Genomic DNA, 14,433 nt, shown 5'->3' with positions numbered 1-14,433 from the left:
ATGGAGGCGACGCCCGGGCGTGGCGGGTACAGTGACCTGCGTGATCGAAGACATCCAGAAGCGCGCGCTGCACAGGACCCGGATCCTGGAGGGCCAGCTGCGCGGTCTCGGCCGGATGATCGAGAACGAGGACTACTGCATGGACATCATCACGCAGTCGCGCGCGATCCAGCGCTCGCTCGAGTCCCTCAACCGGTTGCTGCTGGAGAACCATCTGCGCACGCACGTCACGCACATGTTCGAGACGGGCGGCGACAACCGCGAGCAGGCCGTCGAGGAGCTGCTGCGCGCATTCGACTTCGACGGACGCTGACCCTTCGGCTCACGCCTCGAGCGGACCCAGCCAGTACGTCGCTGCGGTCGCGTGCGCCGATTCCGGATCGGACGGGTGGAAGGCGCCGGCGAGCACGTCGCGATAGAGCCGCGACAGCTCATTCGACGCGAAGTACGACGAGCCGCCCGCGACGAGCATCGCGTCGTCGACGATCCGTTTCGCGGTGGCTGTGGCGCGGTGCTTCACGCCCGACAGCAGGGTGAACCAGCGCGCCCCATGGTCGGCCAGCTCGTCCACGTCGCGGGCGAGGGCGGCGATCTGCGGAGGCAGCGCGTCGTAGGCGAGACCCATGTCGGCCACGCGCCAGCGAATGTCCGGATCCTGCGCGTGGGGACGCCCCGTCCTCTTGGAGCGCCGCTTGCCCGCCGTCTCGGCGGCGAGGTCGAGCGCGCGGCGCGCGATGCCCGTGTACACCGACGCGAGCAGCAGCTCGAAGACGGCGAAGATGCCGAAGACGAGCGGGTCGGGGGAGGGGCCGGGCGGCACGAGCCGGACGACGCGCTCGGCCGGAGCGGTCGCGCCGTGCAGCTCGGTGGTGCGGCTCTGCGTGCCGCGCATGCCGAGGGTGTCCCAGTCATCGCGGGTGACGACGGCCTCGGAACGAGGGACGAACGCGAACACGAGCTGAGGGGCGTCGGGGTCGGAGGCGTCCAGGCCATGCAGACCGAGCTGCGTCCAGACGGGCGCCAGCGACGTGAAGATCTTCGTGCCCGTGAACGTGTATCCGCCGTCCGGTCGCGGCTCGGCGACGGTGTCGCTGCCGAACAGCACCAAGTCGTTTCCCGCCTCGCTGATCCCGAAGGCGAACACCTCGCCGGCTGCGGCGCCGGACTGCACGAACGCGAGGTCGTCGATGCCGCGATCGCGCAGCACCTTCGCCACGCCCGTCCACACGAGGTGCATGTTGACCGCGAGCGCCGTGGCGGGCGCCGCCGTGGCGAGCCGCTGCTGCAGGATCGCTGCCTGCTCCAGTGTCAGTCCTGCGCCGCCGCGATCCGCGGGGACGAGGATCGACAGGTAGCCGGCCTCCCGCAACTCCGAGAGATCCTCGTCGGGGAAGACGTTGTCGGCGTCGACCCCTGCGGCGCGGCCGCGAATGCGCTCCAGCAGTGCGTCGGGAAGGTGGTCGGCGGGGTCGAAGCTCGTCACGTCACCGGATGCGGCCATGCCGCCAGCCTAGGACGGGGCGGGCCCACGTCGGCGGCCATCGTTAGGGTGGGGCGCATGACCTTCGCCAACGTGGGAACCCTCGGCGCTGCCGCCGGTAAGCGCGACGAGCTCGTCGCCCACCTCACTCGCCGCAGCGCTGCGCTCAACGAGGCGGGCTGCCTGGCCTACGAGGTGGGAATCAACGACGAATCGCCCGACACGGTCTACGTGGTGGAGATGTGGCAGAGCAGCGAGGCGCACCGGGCGTCGCTCGCCCTGCCCGAGGTGCGGGCCTCCATCGCCGCGGCGCGGCCGTTGCTGTCGGGGGAGTTCGGCGGCTTCCGCTTCGACGTCGTCGGGTCACCGCTGCGCGACTGACGCGCCGATCCTCGTCGGTGCGGCGGGCGCAGAGCCGGTCACCGCGGAGCGGCCGCGGCGCTGCGACGCAGCACGAAGCCCGCGTGGTGCAGGACGCCGTCGTGGTACTGCCCGAACGCCCAGAAACCCGTGTCGTCGAGGTACGTGATCCGATCCCCGTCCAGCCAGAACCGCCCCGTGTAGGCGTCCCGCCTGCCGCCGCGGGTCTCGCTGTAGCGGCCGTCGGGGGTCAGGAACTGGGTCATGTCGCGGTCAGCGTCCGTCCACGCGCCCAGTCGCGGGTCGTCCGCGTCCCGCGCGTCGGTGCCTGCCGGTCGCAGGGGCGCACCGTCTCGCACGACGAGCGCGCCCTCGACGACCACGGCGCGCAGCGCACGGGGAGGGACGACGAGCATGTGCCGGATCTGCTCGGCGCCCACCGTTCCGTCGATCACCGCGAACGTGGCCGCGTTGCCCGGAACGAGATCGAACGCCCCCGACTTGGCGGGCGACGGGGCGGCGAACACGGTCTCCACGTACAGCGGAACGGTGGAGGCGCCGCGCCCGTCGATCCGGGCGCCGCCGTCACCACCATCACTCGTCGCGATGACGCCTCCCGCCACGTGGAGATCTCCCGCGGTCGTCCGCGCTGCGGCGACGTGGATGCGGGTGTCGGTGACGACCAGTCGGCGCATCTCAGGGCATCCGGAACGAGCCGGTGACCGTCTGGATCATGCCCGTGTCGGGCTGGGGGCTCGCGTCCCGCCCCCGCAGGTCGGGGAAGCCGCGCACGCACGCCGCGGCGACGAGCACGCACAGCACCGCGAACGCCGTCGCGACCCAGAACGCCGCCGAAGGGCCGATGCCGTCGATCACGAAGCCGGCGACGGCCGACCCCAGCGCGGCGCCGATCAGCTGGCCGGTGTTCAACCACCCGTACGCCTCGGCGGTCTCGCTGAACTTCACGCTCGCCGAGACGATCGAGAAGGTGAGGGCGAAGACGGGTGCGATGCCCATGCCGGCCACGAGGACCGAGACGCCGAGCCACCACGCGTTCAGGGAGAAGAGGGTGAGCGCGATGCCGAACGCCATGATCGCCAGGCGTCGGGCGGCCGACCAGGGTCCCATCGGCAGGTGCCCGAAGCCGAGGCCGCCGATGAGGCTGCCCGCCGCGAACACGGCGAGGATGAGCCCGGACTCGAGCCCGCCCTCGCCGTAGGCGGCGACGACACCGGTCTCCAGCGACGAGATGGCCGCGAGCATGACGACGCCGACGACCGTCGACAGGATGACGGGCGCCTTGCGCAGCACGCGGCCGAGGGGATGGCGGCTGCGCGGGATGCGCACGCGACCGACCTCGGGGGAGAAGATGAACCACGCCCCGCCCGCGAGCAGGAACACGATGATGAGGAGCAGAGCGGCGACGGTGCTGATCTGGATCGCGACGAAAGTGGTGAGCACGGGGGCCACCACCCAGATGATCTCCTGCAGCGACGCGTCGAGCGAGAACAGCCGCGTCAGCCGCGAGGCGTTGACCATCTTGGGATAGATGGTGCGCACGGCGGGCTGCACCGGCGGGGTCGACAGACCGATCACGAGGCCGCACGCGATCATCACCGGCACGGGCAGCGGCGCGAGGGCGAGGAGCAGCAGCGAGGCCGCCTGCACGCCCGTGGTGAGCAGCAGCACGGGGCGCATGCCCCATGCCCCCATCCAGCGGCTCGTGAGCGGGCCGGCCACCGCCTGGCCGATCGACGTCGCCGCGAGCACCGTCCCCGCGGCGCCGTACGAGTGCGTGAGGTGCTCGATGTGCAGCAGCACGGCGAGGGACATCATGCCCCCGGGGAATCGTGCCGTCAGCTGCGCTGCGATGATGCGCGCGACGCCCCGCGTGCGCAGAAGATCCCGGTACCCCGCCACAGGTGTCAACGCTACCCCTCGCGCGCGGGGCGCGTGCCGCGCGGCCGGCCCGACGGCAACACGCCCACGACACGCCGACGTCGCCTCTCCACAGGAAATGCGGTGTCCGTGGCCGGCCGTATCGTCCCGGCTGTGGACAGCGGCGCCGGGCCCGTGTCGATTGCCCGCGGATCAGGCGATTCCGGGCCGCGATCGGACCGCGAGGCTGTGGAGGAATCGGTGTACAGACCTGTGGGGGACCGGTGGATGACGGTGGAAAATCACATGGATGTAACTACTACCCCTTGTGGTGCATCCGAATGTCGGTACCCATATGTAGTATTGAGCTCCCGGCAGAGGCAACGCCGGCACAGCAGAGATTTTGAGGGGAAACAGCATCATGGCGATCACGGTCTACACCAAGCCCTCCTGCGTCCAGTGCACGGCCACGTACCGCGCTCTCGACTCCAAGGGCATCGAGTACCAGGTCACGGACCTGTCGCAGGACCCTGACGCTCTCGAGCAGGTCAAGGCCCTCGGCTACATGCAGGCCCCCGTCGTCATCACCGACGAGGACCACTGGTCGGGCTTCCGTCCCGACAAGATCGACGAGCTCGCCGCCCGCCTCGCCTGAGGCGACGCGGCGGCCGAGCCGCGTTCGACGGCGCTCAGGAACCGTCCCTCCAAGCTGAGAACCGGGGAGATCATGGCAACGGCCACCGCGACAGAGGTGCCGCTCCTGGTGTTCTTCTCGAGCGTATCCGGGAACACCGCACGTTTCATCGAGAAGCTCGGGATGCGGGCCGTGCGGATCCCCCTGCACCGCTTCGACGAGCCCCTGCGCGTCGACGAGCCGTACGTGCTCGTCACCCCCACCTACGGCGGGGGAGACGGCAACGGCGCGGTGCCCAAGCAGGTCATCCGCTTCCTGAACGACGAACACAACCGACGCGGGATCCGCGGGGTCATCTCCGCGGGCAATACCAACTTCGGCGAGGGCTTCTGCATCGCCGGTGACATCATCAGCCGCAAGTGCGACGTGCCCCACTTGTATCGGCTCGAACTGTTCGGCACGGCCGACGACGTGGATCGCGTCAGCGAAGGATTGGAACGATGGTGGAAGCAGCAGCAGTGACCTCAGACGTGGACTTCAAGCACAACGTCAAGTTCGAGGGCATGGACTACCACGCCCTCAACGCGATGCTGAACCTGTACGACGAGAACGGGAAGATCCAGTTCGACGCCGACAAGCGCGCGGCCCGCGAGTACTTCCTGCAGCACGTCAACCAGAACACGGTCTTCTTCCACTCCCTCAAGGAGCGGCTCGATTACCTCGTCGAGAAGGAGTACTACGAGGCCGCGGTCATCGAGAAGTACCCGTTCGAGTTCGTCCAGAAGCTCAACGACTTCACCTACGCGCAGAAGTTCCGCTTCGAGACGTTCCTCGGCGCGTTCAAGTACTACACGAGCTACACGCTCAAGACCTTCGACGGAAAGCGCTACCTCGAGCGCTTCGAGGACCGCGTCGTCATGACTGCGCTCGCGCTCGCCGACGGCGACCAGGACCTCGCCATGAAGCTCGCCGCGGAGATCATCTCCGGCCGCTTCCAGCCCGCCACGCCCACGTTCCTCAACGCCGGCAAGGCGCAGCGCGGCGAGCTCGTCAGCTGCTTCCTGCTGCGCATCGAGGACAACATGGAGTCCATCGCGCGCGGCATCAACTCGGCGCTGCAGCTGTCCAAGCGCGGCGGCGGCGTGGCGCTGCTGCTGTCGAACATCCGCGAGGCGGGCGCCCCGATCAAGCAGATCGAGAACCAGTCCAGCGGCATCATCCCCGTCATGAAGCTGCTCGAGGACTCGTTCAGCTACGCCAACCAGCTCGGCGCGCGTCAGGGTGCGGGCGCGGTGTACCTCTCGGCACATCACCCCGACATCATGCGCTTCCTCGACACCAAGCGCGAGAACGCCGACGAGAAGATCCGCATCAAGACCCTCTCGCTCGGCGTCGTGATCCCCGACATCACGTTCGAGCTCGCCAAGAACGACGAGGACATGTACCTGTTCTCGCCGTACGACGTCGAGCGCGTGTACGGCGTGCCGTTCGGCGACATCTCGGTCACCGAGAAGTACCGCGAGATGGTGGACGACCCGCGCATCAAGAAGACGAAGATCAACGCGCGCAAGTTCTTCCAGACCCTCGCCGAGATCCAGTTCGAGTCGGGCTACCCGTACATCATGTTCGAGGACACGGTGAACGAGGCCAACCCGATCAAGGGCCGGATCAACATGTCCAACCTGTGCAGCGAGATCCTGCAGGTGAACACGCCGACCACGCTGAACGAGGACCTCTCGTACGACCAGATCGGCAAGGACATCTCCTGCAACCTCGGGTCGCTGAACATCGCGCTCGCGATGGACTCGCCCGACTTCGGTCAGACCGTCGAGACGGCGATCCGCGCCCTCACGGCGGTGAGCGACCAGAGCCACATCCGCTCGGTGCGCTCGATCGAGGACGGCAACGACAAGTCGCACGCCATCGGCCTCGGGCAGATGAACCTGCACGGCTACCTCGCCCGCGAGCGCGTGTTCTACGGCTCGGAGGAGGGTGTCGACTTCACGAACATCTACTTCTACACGGTGCTGTACCACGCCCTGCGGGCCTCGAACCGGCTCGCCATCGAGCGCGGCGTGACGTTCGAGGGCTTCGAGGACTCGAAGTACGCCTCGGGCGAGTTCTTCGACAAGTACATCAACCAGGTGTGGGAGCCGAAGACCGCCAAGGTCAAGGAGATGTTCCGGAACCACCGCATCCCCACGCAGGACGACTGGCGCGAGCTGAAGGCGTCGGTGCAGCAGTACGGCATCTACAACCAGAACCTGCAGGCCGTCCCGCCGACCGGGTCGATCTCGTACATCAACAACTCGACCGCGTCGATCCACCCGATCACGTCGAAGATCGAGATCCGCAAGGAAGGCAAGCTCGGTCGCGTCTACTACCCGGCGCCGTTCATGACGAACGACAACCTGGAGTACTACGAGGACGCGTACGAGATCGGCTACGAGAAGGTCATCGACACCTACGCGGCTGCGACCCAGCACGTCGACCAGGGCCTGTCGCTGACGCTGTTCTTCAAGGACACCGCCACCACGCGCGACATCAACAAGGCTCAGATCTACGCCTGGAAGAAGGGCATCAAGACGATCTACTACATCCGCCTGCGTCAGATGGCGCTGGAGGGCACCGAGGTCGAGGGCTGCGTCAGCTGCACGCTCTGAGCGGCTGACACGAGGATTCCGAGAGAAGAAAGAACGATGACGGAGACGCTCAAGCTCCTGGATCAGGTCCAGGCGATCAACTGGAACCGCATCCAGGACGACAAGGACGTGGAGGTGTGGAACCGCCTCACGGGCAACTTCTGGCTGCCGGAGAAGATCCCGCTCTCCAACGACATCCAGTCGTGGAACACCCTCACGCCCGAGGAGCAGCAGCTCACGATGCGGGTGTTCACGGGCCTCACCCTGCTCGACACGGTGCAGGCGACGGTCGGCGCGGTGTCGCTGATCCCCGACGCCCTCACGCCGCACGAGGAGGCCGTCTACACGAACATCGCGTTCATGGAGTCGGTGCACGCCAAGAGCTACTCGTCGATCTTTTCGACGCTGTGCTCGACGCAGGAGATCGACGAGGCCTTCCGCTGGTCGGTCGAGAACCCCAACCTGCAGCGCAAGGCGCAGATCGTCATGGAGTACTACCGGGGCGACGAGCCGCTCAAGCGCAAGGTCGCCTCGACCCTGCTCGAGAGCTTCCTGTTCTACTCGGGCTTCTACCTGCCGATGCACTGGTCGAGCCGCGCCAAGCTCACCAACACGGCCGACCTCATCCGCCTCATCATCCGTGACGAGGCCGTGCACGGCTACTACATCGGCTACAAGTTCCAGCGCGGGCTCGAGACGGTCGACCAGGCCAAGCGCGACGAGATCAAGGACTACACGTTCTCGCTGCTGTACGAGCTCTACGACAACGAGGTGCAGTACACGCAGGACCTCTACGACCAGGTGGGCCTCACCGAGGACGTCAAGAAGTTCCTGCACTACAACGCCAACAAGGCCCTCATGAACCTGGGCTACGAGGGGATGTTCCCCTCGAGCGTCACCGACGTGAACCCGGCGATCCTCTCGGCCCTGTCGCCGAACGCCGACGAGAACCACGACTTCTTCAGCGGGTCGGGCTCGTCGTACGTCATCGGCAAGGCCGTCGCCACCGAGGACGACGACTGGGACTTCTGACCGGGCCCCTCACACCGTGATGTGACCGCGAAGGCCCCGACCCGCCACCTCCCTCGCGAGGCGGTAGGTCGGGGCCTTCGCCGTGCTGCGGAGACTCCTGCGCGGAGGATGGCGCTTCAGGCGCGCGCCGGTGCCTCTCGTGGAGGGGGGGCTAGACGCGAACGTCGCGCCCGTCCAGGCCGAACCTGGCCTCGTCGCGCTGCTGCGACTCCATGCGGGTGAGGATCGCGAGGATGGCGTCCAGGCGCTCGCAGATCGCTCGCGTATCCGTGCTGTGCGACTGAGTGAAGTTCTCTCGATCTGTCATGCGAAAGCAGCGTACGCCGGCCGCCGCGGGGAGTCGAGGGTGCGGGCCTGCGCATTCGCTCCGCGAACCGTGGGCGGTCCCTGGGCGCGAGGCGCCGGCCGTGTCGCTCAGGCGAAGCGGGCGCTGACCGCTTCGACGATGCGGCGCTGCGCCCGGGGCAGGCTGGCGACGTGGTCGGCGATGAGAAGCTGCCCCAGCGGATCCGGTGGCTGCGGCGCGCCTGCGCCTCGGCCCGAGGCCTGCAGATGGGCGCGAAACAGCTCCGAGAAGGCGTCGACCAGTTCCTCCGCTTCGGCCGCGTCGTCGTCGCCGACGGCATCGAAGCGCCGCCACAGCTCGAGAAGCCGCTCCGCCTGCGAGGGGTCCTCGAAGTCGGCGAAGAACAGTCCCATCGTCCACGTGGGCGTCCCTCGTTCGCCGATCGCCTCCGCCAGCAGGATGGCGTCACGTTCCGCCGCGATGGCCGCGTCGTCGAAGCCGGCGCCGCGCAGGGTCGCCGCCAGGCCGCGAAGCGCCGGCGGCAGACGCGGGTCCGTGCCGCGGATCCTCGCGATGCGCGCCTGTCGCGCGCGCAGGCGCCGCACCTGCGACTCCAGCTCCCGCTCGAGCTCGCCGAGCATGTCCTCCACCACTTGCGTCTCCGCGTCGAGAAGCTCCTCGATCCGCGCGAGGGGGATGCCGACATCGGCAAGGGCGCGAATGCGCAGCAGCCGCACGACGTCGCGCGAGCGATAGCGCCGGTACCCCGATTCGTCCCGCTCCGGCTCCGGCATCAGGCCGAGCTGGTGATAGTGGCGGACCGTCCGCACCGAGACGCCGGCGATGTCAGCCAGCTGGCCGATGGTGAGCATCTGCGGGTTCCATCTCCTTCGCGTCATCGAGGTTCTTCATGCCGGGCACCAGCACACCGTACGCGGCCACGAGGACCCACACGCCCGCGACCCCGAGGAACGCCGTCGCGGGGCCGACCTCGGTCAGCAGGGCCGCACCGCCGATCGCGACGGGGTGGACGATCATCACCAGGGCGTTCTGGATGCCGAACACCCTGCCACGGAGGGAGTCCGGCACCTGGTGCGCCACGACGACCGGCACGATGGGCGCGAGCAGGCCCGACCCGAAACCGCACACGAACATCGCCGCCATCAGCACGACAGGGCTGTGCAGCGTGGACAGCATCAGCATCCCGACGGTGATGACCGCCAGACAGATGAGGTACGCGCCGCGGCGGCTGAGCCTCGCTGCCGCCGCTCCGTATGCGAGCGAGCCGCAGATCGTGCCCAGCGCGAGCGCGCTGAGCGTGAGGCCCAGGAAGCCGGGGGCGTCCGCCGCGGAGAACCACATCGGCAGCAGCAGCGCCTGCAGCGGCCCGACGACGGCGATCGACCCGCAGCTCAGCACGGTGAGCGCGAGCACCGTCCGGTTCCGCCGGAGGACCTGCAGCCCGCCGAGCAGCTGGGCGGCGAGGGTCTCCCGCGGCCCCGAGCGCTCACCGCGCGCGCCCACGCCCCGCGGAATGAGCAGAGTGGCCCCCGCTGCCACGGCACTCGTCGTGGCCGTGACGAGCAGCACGATCGATTCCCCCCAGAGGGTGAGGGCCAGACCCGCGAGCGCGGGACCGGCGAGGGTGGCGACTCCGAGCAGGCTCTCCCGGATGCCCGACAACCGATCGAGGGGGATCCCGCCCGCTCGGCCAACATCGGGCAGAAGCGACTCGCGCGCCGTCATGCCCGGCACGTCGAACAGCGCGCCCAGCACACCGAGCGTCACGAACCAGCCGAGCGTGAGACCGACGGTCGCATCCACGAACGGGATCGCCGCAACGGCCGCCGCGCTGCCCAGGTCGCTCAGGATGCTCATCCGACGCCGGCCGACGCGGTCGACGAGCCAGCCGCCGACGAAGGCCGCCAGCGCGGCGGGGGCGGCCGTGCTCGCGGCGACGATGCCCGCGGACGCCGGGTCGCCCGTGCGCTCGAGCACGAACCAGGGCAGCGCGATCGCGATGAACGAGTTGCCGAGAACGCTCGTGAAGTCGGCGAGGAGGAACAACGGCACGGCGCGACTCATGGCGGCATTGTGGAGGCCTGACGTTACGTCAAGGTCAACTCCGCGCGTCGGGGAGGGTGCGCTCCATGAAGTAGCGCGAGAGGTGCACCGCGCCTCGGCTGACGGATTCCGCGTGCACCACCGAGAAGCCCGCCTTCTCGAAGACGGGCCGGGCCACCTCGCTTGCGTGCGTGGTCAGGCGGCTCAGACCCTCGCTCTCCGCAACCCGGTGCACCTGTCGCAGGAGGGCGCCGCCCACGCCCTGCCGGGTCGCGGCCGGGTGCACGAAGAGGCGGTCGACGTATCCATCGGTGTTTACATCCGCGAAGCCCACCACCACGCCGCCTCGTTCGGCGACGAAGGTTCGGGTGTTCATCCGATCATGGTTCCACTGCGGTGCGCGCGGGGCCTCGCCCAGCCAGGCCTGCCTCTGGTCCAGGGAGTAGGCGCTCGCGGCGCCCTGCAGGATCGCCCGAATGAAAATCTCCAAGGTAGCGGCCGCGTCATCGGGGCGATAGGCGCGCACTGCGAGATCGTCCGGCGGTGAGGTGTCGGTCACGGTCACGGTGCTCCTGTGGTCGGGGTTGCGGGGCGGTCGTATGAGAGGAGATCATCCACGGAGCTCGCCTGGCCGGCGAGGACGGCTTTGTAGATGGCGAGCGATCCTGGGTAGTCCGGCGCGTCGTGAAGTGCCGACTTGATCGCGAGAATGAGCGAGCGCTGATTCGGCGTGAGCGAGCCCTGCAACTTCTCATGCCAGTCGCGCACGTTCGCGTGGACATCATGCAGGAACAGCGACACGTCGAGGGTCCACCCGACGCCTCGGTGCGACGCGGCCGCGACGAGGTGGAAGCGCTCGTCGTGTTCATCACCCGGTGACGCCTCGCCGCGCTCATCCGTGATGGTCAGGGCCTGCAACGGCACCACGCCGTCGAGCGACTCGGCCACCCGGAGCGCGCGCGCCAGGGTGAATGCGGCGCCGACGTGCACGGCGATGTCGATCTCGGGATGCGTCATGAGGTCGGAGACGAAACTGCCCATCACCGCCACATCGCCGTAGCGTCGCAGCACCGCAAGGAGGTCCGTCTCCGCCAACATCTCGGCGGCCTGCGAGCGCAGTTCCTGCGCGTGGTCCTCGAGCAACGCGTCGCGCGCGGTTCTCGGCGCCGCTTTCCGGCTCTCCTCCATCGACAGGGCTCCTTCGTTCCGGCGGTCCGGGAGTGAGGCGGAGGACACTCTCCGTGCGTCGCGTTCGCATGATGGCGAGGACGCCGGAGTGAACCGCGCTCGACCGCGCGCCCCCAGGATGCCATGTCGTCGCGTGGGCTTCGACGGCCGCGGTCGGTCGGCATCGCTTGGAAGCGCGGTCGTCGGTGCGTCGTCGTATCCGGTAGGTTTTTCGTCTGCGCGGCATGCTCTGTACGTTGCCGTCGCGGTCCCGACGGAGGGGGAACGATGAACGAGCACGGCGTCGCGGCACCGGAGCGCCCGCCAAGCGGGGAGCGCGCGAATGACGGATGGCGGCCGCGCCTGCCCCTCCGAACGCCCCGCCTGCTGCTGCGGGCGCACCGGACGGACGATCTGCGAGATCTCGTCGTCTTTCATTCCGACAGCCACACCACCCGGTACTTACCGTGGCCGGTCCGCGACGTCGACGAGACGGCAGCCGCGCTGGCTACGAAGGTGCGGCAGCATGAGGCGCCCCGGGAGGGGGACTGGCTGGTCCTGGCGATCGAGGAGGTCGCCTCGGGGACGGTCATCGGCGAGGTCGACCTGCGCCACGCCTCTGCGACCCACGGCGAGCTCGGATACGTCATCCGGCGCGACCGGGAGGGCCAGGGGCTCGCCTCCGAAGCCGTCGCGGCGATGCTGCAGTATGCGTTCGATCAGCTCGGGCTCGACCGTGTCGACGCGTTCATCAGCCCGGGCAACGCGGCGTCCGAGCACCTCGCCGTGCGCCACGGGTTCCACCGTGAACCCTCACGCGACAGCCTCACCGGGCCGAACCCGACCCTTACCTACACGGTCACTCGGGACACGCACGACGCATCCGCGTGACCCGGCTCGCCGCTCATCGCGACGGAGCTGGCGCCGCCAGGGCGTGCCTTGCGGCCAGCGGGCGCCCGGATCGAGGTGTCTTCGGCCAGCGAGCGACTCGTGCCACCACGATCATCCACCACCGCATCGATTGGACCACCATGCCGACCATCCGCCTCGTTCGAGCGACACCGCAGCTCCTCGCGGCCGCCGAACGCTCCCATGCCGAACTCGCTACGCTGTTGGATGCCCGCATCCCCGACGGATGGCCGGAGTTCCCCGAGGCGATCCCACACACCCGCGCGGCCATCCACGACGATCCGGCGAACGCCGAATGGTGGATGTACTTCTTTGTGGACGAGCGCAGCGGCGATCTCGTCGGCTCCGGCGGCTTCGCCGGTCCGCCCACCGACGGCGTCGCGGAGGTCGGCTACGAGATCGCACCGCGTTTCCGACGCCAGGGGTACGCGAGCGCGGCGCTCGCAGAACTCATCGCTCTGGCGGAGTCTTCACCGCGCGTGAATCGGCTCGCCGCGCACACGCTGCTGTCCGACGAGCGATCGCCGGGAGTCCTTCAGGCCAACGGATTCCGGCGAACGGGTATCGTGCACGCCGACGGGCAGGACGTCGCGGCGTGGGCGCGAGATGTGCCCCCGCCCACGACGCGCGTGGGCGCTTGAGGCCGGCACTCCCACCCAAGAGGTGACGAGCACGCTTCCGCACGGCGGCGGGGCGCGGTACGTTCCCAGGGACCGAACCATCGATGACGGAGCGACCGGTATGGCCGGCGGACTGCTGATCAAGCGCGTGTACGAGCCGGCCGCGCCCGGGGACGGCTTTCGTCTGCTCGTCGACCGGCTGTGGCCGCGTGGAGTCACGCGAGAGGCCGCGGACCTCGACGGATGGATGAAGGACGTCGCCCCGAGCCCGCAGCTGCGCACCTGGTGGAGGCACGACCCGGGCCAGTGGTCGGAGTTCATTGTCCGTTATCGGGACGAGCTCGACCACAACCCGGCCGTCGCGGAGCTTCAGGAGCTGCGAGCGCGCCACGACGTCGTCACGCTTCTCTTTGGCGCCCGCGATCCCCAGCTCAACCACGCGGTGGTCCTGCGCGACTATCTCCTCGATCACGGATGACCGCGCCGGTCACCGGGGAAGGACGACCCGATCAGAGGTTGAGGGCGTCGCCGAGCCGCACGCCGGTGAGCTTCACGATCCCGAGGCCCAGCACCGCGAGGGCGGCGGTCGCCGCGAGAACGATCCAGGCCGGCTCGGTGCCCTCGACGAGCAGCCACACGGCCGCGACGGCGAAGAGCAGGGACATGCCGGCGCCGCCCGCGAAGAGCATCGCGCCGATGGCGGCCAGGATCCGGCGGCGCTTCGAGGTCGGCATCGTTCGATGCTAGCCGTGCCACCTCCCTTCCGCGGTGTCAACCGCATGGGCTCCCGCCGCGGCGTTCCGTAGCCTCCTCGTGACGCCGCCGCACGGGCGGCGCGACGGCAAGGGAGAGACGATGACGCACGAGATCGCTGACGCCACCGAAGACGACCTCGAGACCATCCGGAAGATCGTGAAGGCCGCGAAGATCGCCCTGCTCACGACGGTGAGCGCGGACGGGGCCCTCCACAGCCGCCCCCTTGCGGCGCAGGACGTCGAGTTCGACGGCGACCTGTGGTTCTTCACGCAGGACCCGAGCGAGAAGGTCTCCGACATCGCGGCGAACCCGTCGGTGAACGCGGCGTTCGAGTCGAACAAGGGCTATCTGTCCATCGCCGGTCACGCCGAGATCGTGCATGACCCGCAGAAGGTCGAGGAGTACTGGACGCCCGCCGTGCAGGCCTGGTTCCCCGAGGGGCGCGAGGACCCGACCATCGCCCTCATCCGGGTGCGGGCCGAATCGGCCGAGTACTGGGCATCGGACGAGCCGGGGATCGTGTCGGCCTTCAAGATCGCCAAGGCCGCGGTCACGCGCACCCAGCCCGACGTGGGAGAGAACCGCACGGTCGAGCTGTGATGCCG

19 protein-coding genes are annotated in these 14,433 nt (G+C 68.8%); 10 read left to right on the top strand and 9 right to left on the bottom strand.

Features of this window, described 5'->3' with window-relative positions:
• The first annotated feature begins 40 nt into the window (after positions 1-40).
• Positions 41-313, top strand: a complete 273-nt coding sequence (locus tag N8N77_RS04845; protein ID WP_261165083.1) for a metal-sensitive transcriptional regulator — start codon at positions 41-43, stop codon at positions 311-313.
• Positions 314-322: 9 nt separating this feature from the next.
• On the opposite strand, the gene N8N77_RS04840 is transcribed toward N8N77_RS04845, so the two are convergent.
• Positions 323-1,501: an acyl-CoA dehydrogenase family protein gene (locus tag N8N77_RS04840; protein WP_261165082.1), complete on the bottom strand. Its 1,179-nt coding sequence runs from the start codon at positions 1,499-1,501 to the stop codon at positions 323-325.
• 57 nt (positions 1,502-1,558) lie between these two features.
• On the opposite strand from N8N77_RS04840, the gene N8N77_RS04835 reads away from it, so the two are divergent.
• Positions 1,559-1,861: a putative quinol monooxygenase gene (locus N8N77_RS04835; RefSeq protein WP_261165080.1), complete on the top strand. Its 303-nt coding sequence runs from the start codon at positions 1,559-1,561 to the stop codon at positions 1,859-1,861.
• Between the two features lie 38 nt (positions 1,862-1,899).
• Here N8N77_RS04835 and N8N77_RS04830 read toward each other — a convergent pair whose 3' ends face one another.
• Positions 1,900-2,535, bottom strand: coding sequence for an Atu4866 domain-containing protein (locus tag N8N77_RS04830; RefSeq protein WP_261165079.1), 636 nt, complete (start codon positions 2,533-2,535; stop codon positions 1,900-1,902).
• A 1-nt stretch (position 2,536) separates the two neighbouring features.
• Entirely contained in the window at positions 2,537-3,760 is a 1,224-nt protein-coding gene (locus N8N77_RS04825; RefSeq protein WP_261165077.1) for an MFS transporter, read from the bottom strand.
• Positions 3,761-4,139: 379 nt separating this feature from the next.
• Between N8N77_RS04825 and nrdH the strand changes: the two genes are divergently transcribed.
• The 4 genes from nrdH to nrdF all read left to right on the top strand — a co-directional run bounded on the left by nrdH (position 4,140) and on the right by nrdF (position 8,026).
• Positions 4,140-4,373, top strand: coding sequence for a glutaredoxin-like protein NrdH (gene nrdH / locus N8N77_RS04820; protein ID WP_261165076.1), 234 nt, complete (start codon positions 4,140-4,142; stop codon positions 4,371-4,373).
• A 72-nt stretch (positions 4,374-4,445) separates the two neighbouring features.
• Positions 4,446-4,874, top strand: a complete 429-nt coding sequence (nrdI, locus tag N8N77_RS04815) for a class Ib ribonucleoside-diphosphate reductase assembly flavoprotein NrdI (protein ID WP_261165074.1) — start codon at positions 4,446-4,448, stop codon at positions 4,872-4,874.
• Entirely contained in the window at positions 4,853-7,015 is a 2,163-nt protein-coding gene (nrdE, locus tag N8N77_RS04810) for a class 1b ribonucleoside-diphosphate reductase subunit alpha (protein ID WP_261165073.1), read from the top strand. The genes nrdI and nrdE overlap by 22 nt, the downstream gene beginning before the upstream one ends.
• 36 nt (positions 7,016-7,051) lie before the next feature.
• Positions 7,052-8,026: a class 1b ribonucleoside-diphosphate reductase subunit beta gene (gene nrdF, locus N8N77_RS04805; protein ID WP_261165071.1), complete on the top strand. Its 975-nt coding sequence runs from the start codon at positions 7,052-7,054 to the stop codon at positions 8,024-8,026.
• Between the two features lie 151 nt (positions 8,027-8,177).
• Here nrdF and N8N77_RS04800 read toward each other — a convergent pair whose 3' ends face one another.
• The 5 genes from N8N77_RS04800 to N8N77_RS04780 form a co-directional block, all read right to left on the bottom strand.
• Positions 8,178-8,333 carry a hypothetical protein gene (locus N8N77_RS04800; RefSeq protein ID WP_261165070.1) on the bottom strand — a complete coding sequence of 52 codons (156 nt, stop codon included), beginning with the start codon at positions 8,331-8,333 and terminating at the stop codon, positions 8,178-8,180.
• 107 nt (positions 8,334-8,440) lie between these two features.
• Entirely contained in the window at positions 8,441-9,211 is a 771-nt protein-coding gene (locus N8N77_RS04795) for a MerR family transcriptional regulator (RefSeq protein WP_261165068.1), read from the bottom strand.
• Positions 9,159-10,397, bottom strand: a complete 1,239-nt coding sequence (locus tag N8N77_RS04790; protein WP_261165067.1) for an MFS transporter — start codon at positions 10,395-10,397, stop codon at positions 9,159-9,161. Before N8N77_RS04790 ends, N8N77_RS04795 begins: the two co-directional genes overlap by 53 nt.
• Positions 10,398-10,431: 34 nt before the next feature.
• Entirely contained in the window at positions 10,432-10,941 is a 510-nt protein-coding gene (locus tag N8N77_RS04785; RefSeq protein ID WP_261165066.1) for a GNAT family N-acetyltransferase, read from the bottom strand.
• Entirely contained in the window at positions 10,938-11,564 is a 627-nt protein-coding gene (locus tag N8N77_RS04780) for a hypothetical protein (RefSeq protein ID WP_261165064.1), read from the bottom strand. The genes N8N77_RS04785 and N8N77_RS04780 overlap by 4 nt, the downstream gene beginning before the upstream one ends.
• Positions 11,565-11,831: 267 nt before the next feature.
• Between N8N77_RS04780 and N8N77_RS04775 the strand changes: the two genes are divergently transcribed.
• From N8N77_RS04775 to N8N77_RS04765, 3 genes are all read left to right on the top strand, one after another.
• The gene (locus N8N77_RS04775) at positions 11,832-12,434 is read left to right on the top strand and encodes a GNAT family N-acetyltransferase (protein WP_261165063.1); all 603 of its coding nucleotides are present in this window, start codon (positions 11,832-11,834) and stop codon (positions 12,432-12,434) included.
• Between the two features lie 140 nt (positions 12,435-12,574).
• Complete coding sequence (locus N8N77_RS04770) at positions 12,575-13,093, top strand: GNAT family N-acetyltransferase (RefSeq protein WP_261165062.1); 519 nt, start codon at positions 12,575-12,577, stop codon at positions 13,091-13,093.
• Between the two features lie 100 nt (positions 13,094-13,193).
• The gene (locus N8N77_RS04765) at positions 13,194-13,550 is read left to right on the top strand and encodes a DUF488 domain-containing protein (RefSeq protein ID WP_261165060.1); all 357 of its coding nucleotides are present in this window, start codon (positions 13,194-13,196) and stop codon (positions 13,548-13,550) included.
• Between the two features lie 31 nt (positions 13,551-13,581).
• Here N8N77_RS04765 and N8N77_RS04760 read toward each other — a convergent pair whose 3' ends face one another.
• Positions 13,582-13,806, bottom strand: coding sequence for a hypothetical protein (locus N8N77_RS04760; RefSeq protein ID WP_261165048.1), 225 nt, complete (start codon positions 13,804-13,806; stop codon positions 13,582-13,584).
• 121 nt (positions 13,807-13,927) lie between these two features.
• On the opposite strand from N8N77_RS04760, the gene N8N77_RS04755 reads away from it, so the two are divergent.
• A complete protein-coding gene (locus N8N77_RS04755; protein ID WP_261165047.1) occupies positions 13,928-14,428 on the top strand; it encodes a pyridoxamine 5'-phosphate oxidase family protein in 501 nt (166 codons plus the stop codon).
• Positions 14,429-14,433: the final 5 nt, after the last annotated feature.

Origin of the sequence: Microbacterium sp. Marseille-Q6965 (genome assembly GCF_946151065.1) — a bacterium.
In the GTDB taxonomy this organism is placed as follows: Bacteria; Actinomycetota; Actinomycetes; order Actinomycetales; family Microbacteriaceae; genus Microbacterium.
The sequence above is the reverse complement of the archived record's forward strand: the minus strand, read 5'-3'. Positions and strand labels throughout refer to the sequence as shown.

Bases quoted from the DNA above. Each gene is read 5' to 3' on its own strand.
- nrdI (WP_261165074.1), top strand. From the start codon at position 4,446: ATGGCAACGGCCACCGCGACAGAGGTGCCGCTCCTGGTGTTCTTCTCG.
- N8N77_RS04795 (WP_261165068.1), bottom strand. From the start codon at position 9,211: ATGACGCGAAGGAGATGGAACCCGCAGATGCTCACCATCGGCCAGCTG.
- N8N77_RS04755 (WP_261165047.1), top strand. From the start codon at position 13,928: ATGACGCACGAGATCGCTGACGCCACCGAAGACGACCTCGAGACCATC.
- N8N77_RS04770 (WP_261165062.1), top strand. From the start codon at position 12,575: ATGCCGACCATCCGCCTCGTTCGAGCGACACCGCAGCTCCTCGCGGCC.
- N8N77_RS04840 (WP_261165082.1), bottom strand. From the start codon at position 1,501: ATGGCCGCATCCGGTGACGTGACGAGCTTCGACCCCGCCGACCACCTT.
- N8N77_RS04765 (WP_261165060.1), top strand. From the start codon at position 13,194: ATGGCCGGCGGACTGCTGATCAAGCGCGTGTACGAGCCGGCCGCGCCC.
- N8N77_RS04775 (WP_261165063.1), top strand. From the start codon at position 11,832: ATGAACGAGCACGGCGTCGCGGCACCGGAGCGCCCGCCAAGCGGGGAG.
- N8N77_RS04835 (WP_261165080.1), top strand. From the start codon at position 1,559: ATGACCTTCGCCAACGTGGGAACCCTCGGCGCTGCCGCCGGTAAGCGC.
- N8N77_RS04780 (WP_261165064.1), bottom strand. From the start codon at position 11,564: ATGGAGGAGAGCCGGAAAGCGGCGCCGAGAACCGCGCGCGACGCGTTG.
- nrdH (WP_261165076.1), top strand. From the start codon at position 4,140: ATGGCGATCACGGTCTACACCAAGCCCTCCTGCGTCCAGTGCACGGCC.
- N8N77_RS04790 (WP_261165067.1), bottom strand. From the start codon at position 10,397: ATGAGTCGCGCCGTGCCGTTGTTCCTCCTCGCCGACTTCACGAGCGTT.
- nrdF (WP_261165071.1), top strand. From the start codon at position 7,052: ATGACGGAGACGCTCAAGCTCCTGGATCAGGTCCAGGCGATCAACTGG.
- N8N77_RS04800 (WP_261165070.1), bottom strand. From the start codon at position 8,333: ATGACAGATCGAGAGAACTTCACTCAGTCGCACAGCACGGATACGCGA.
- N8N77_RS04830 (WP_261165079.1), bottom strand. From the start codon at position 2,535: ATGCGCCGACTGGTCGTCACCGACACCCGCATCCACGTCGCCGCAGCG.
- nrdE (WP_261165073.1), top strand. From the start codon at position 4,853: ATGGTGGAAGCAGCAGCAGTGACCTCAGACGTGGACTTCAAGCACAAC.
- N8N77_RS04760 (WP_261165048.1), bottom strand. From the start codon at position 13,806: ATGCCGACCTCGAAGCGCCGCCGGATCCTGGCCGCCATCGGCGCGATG.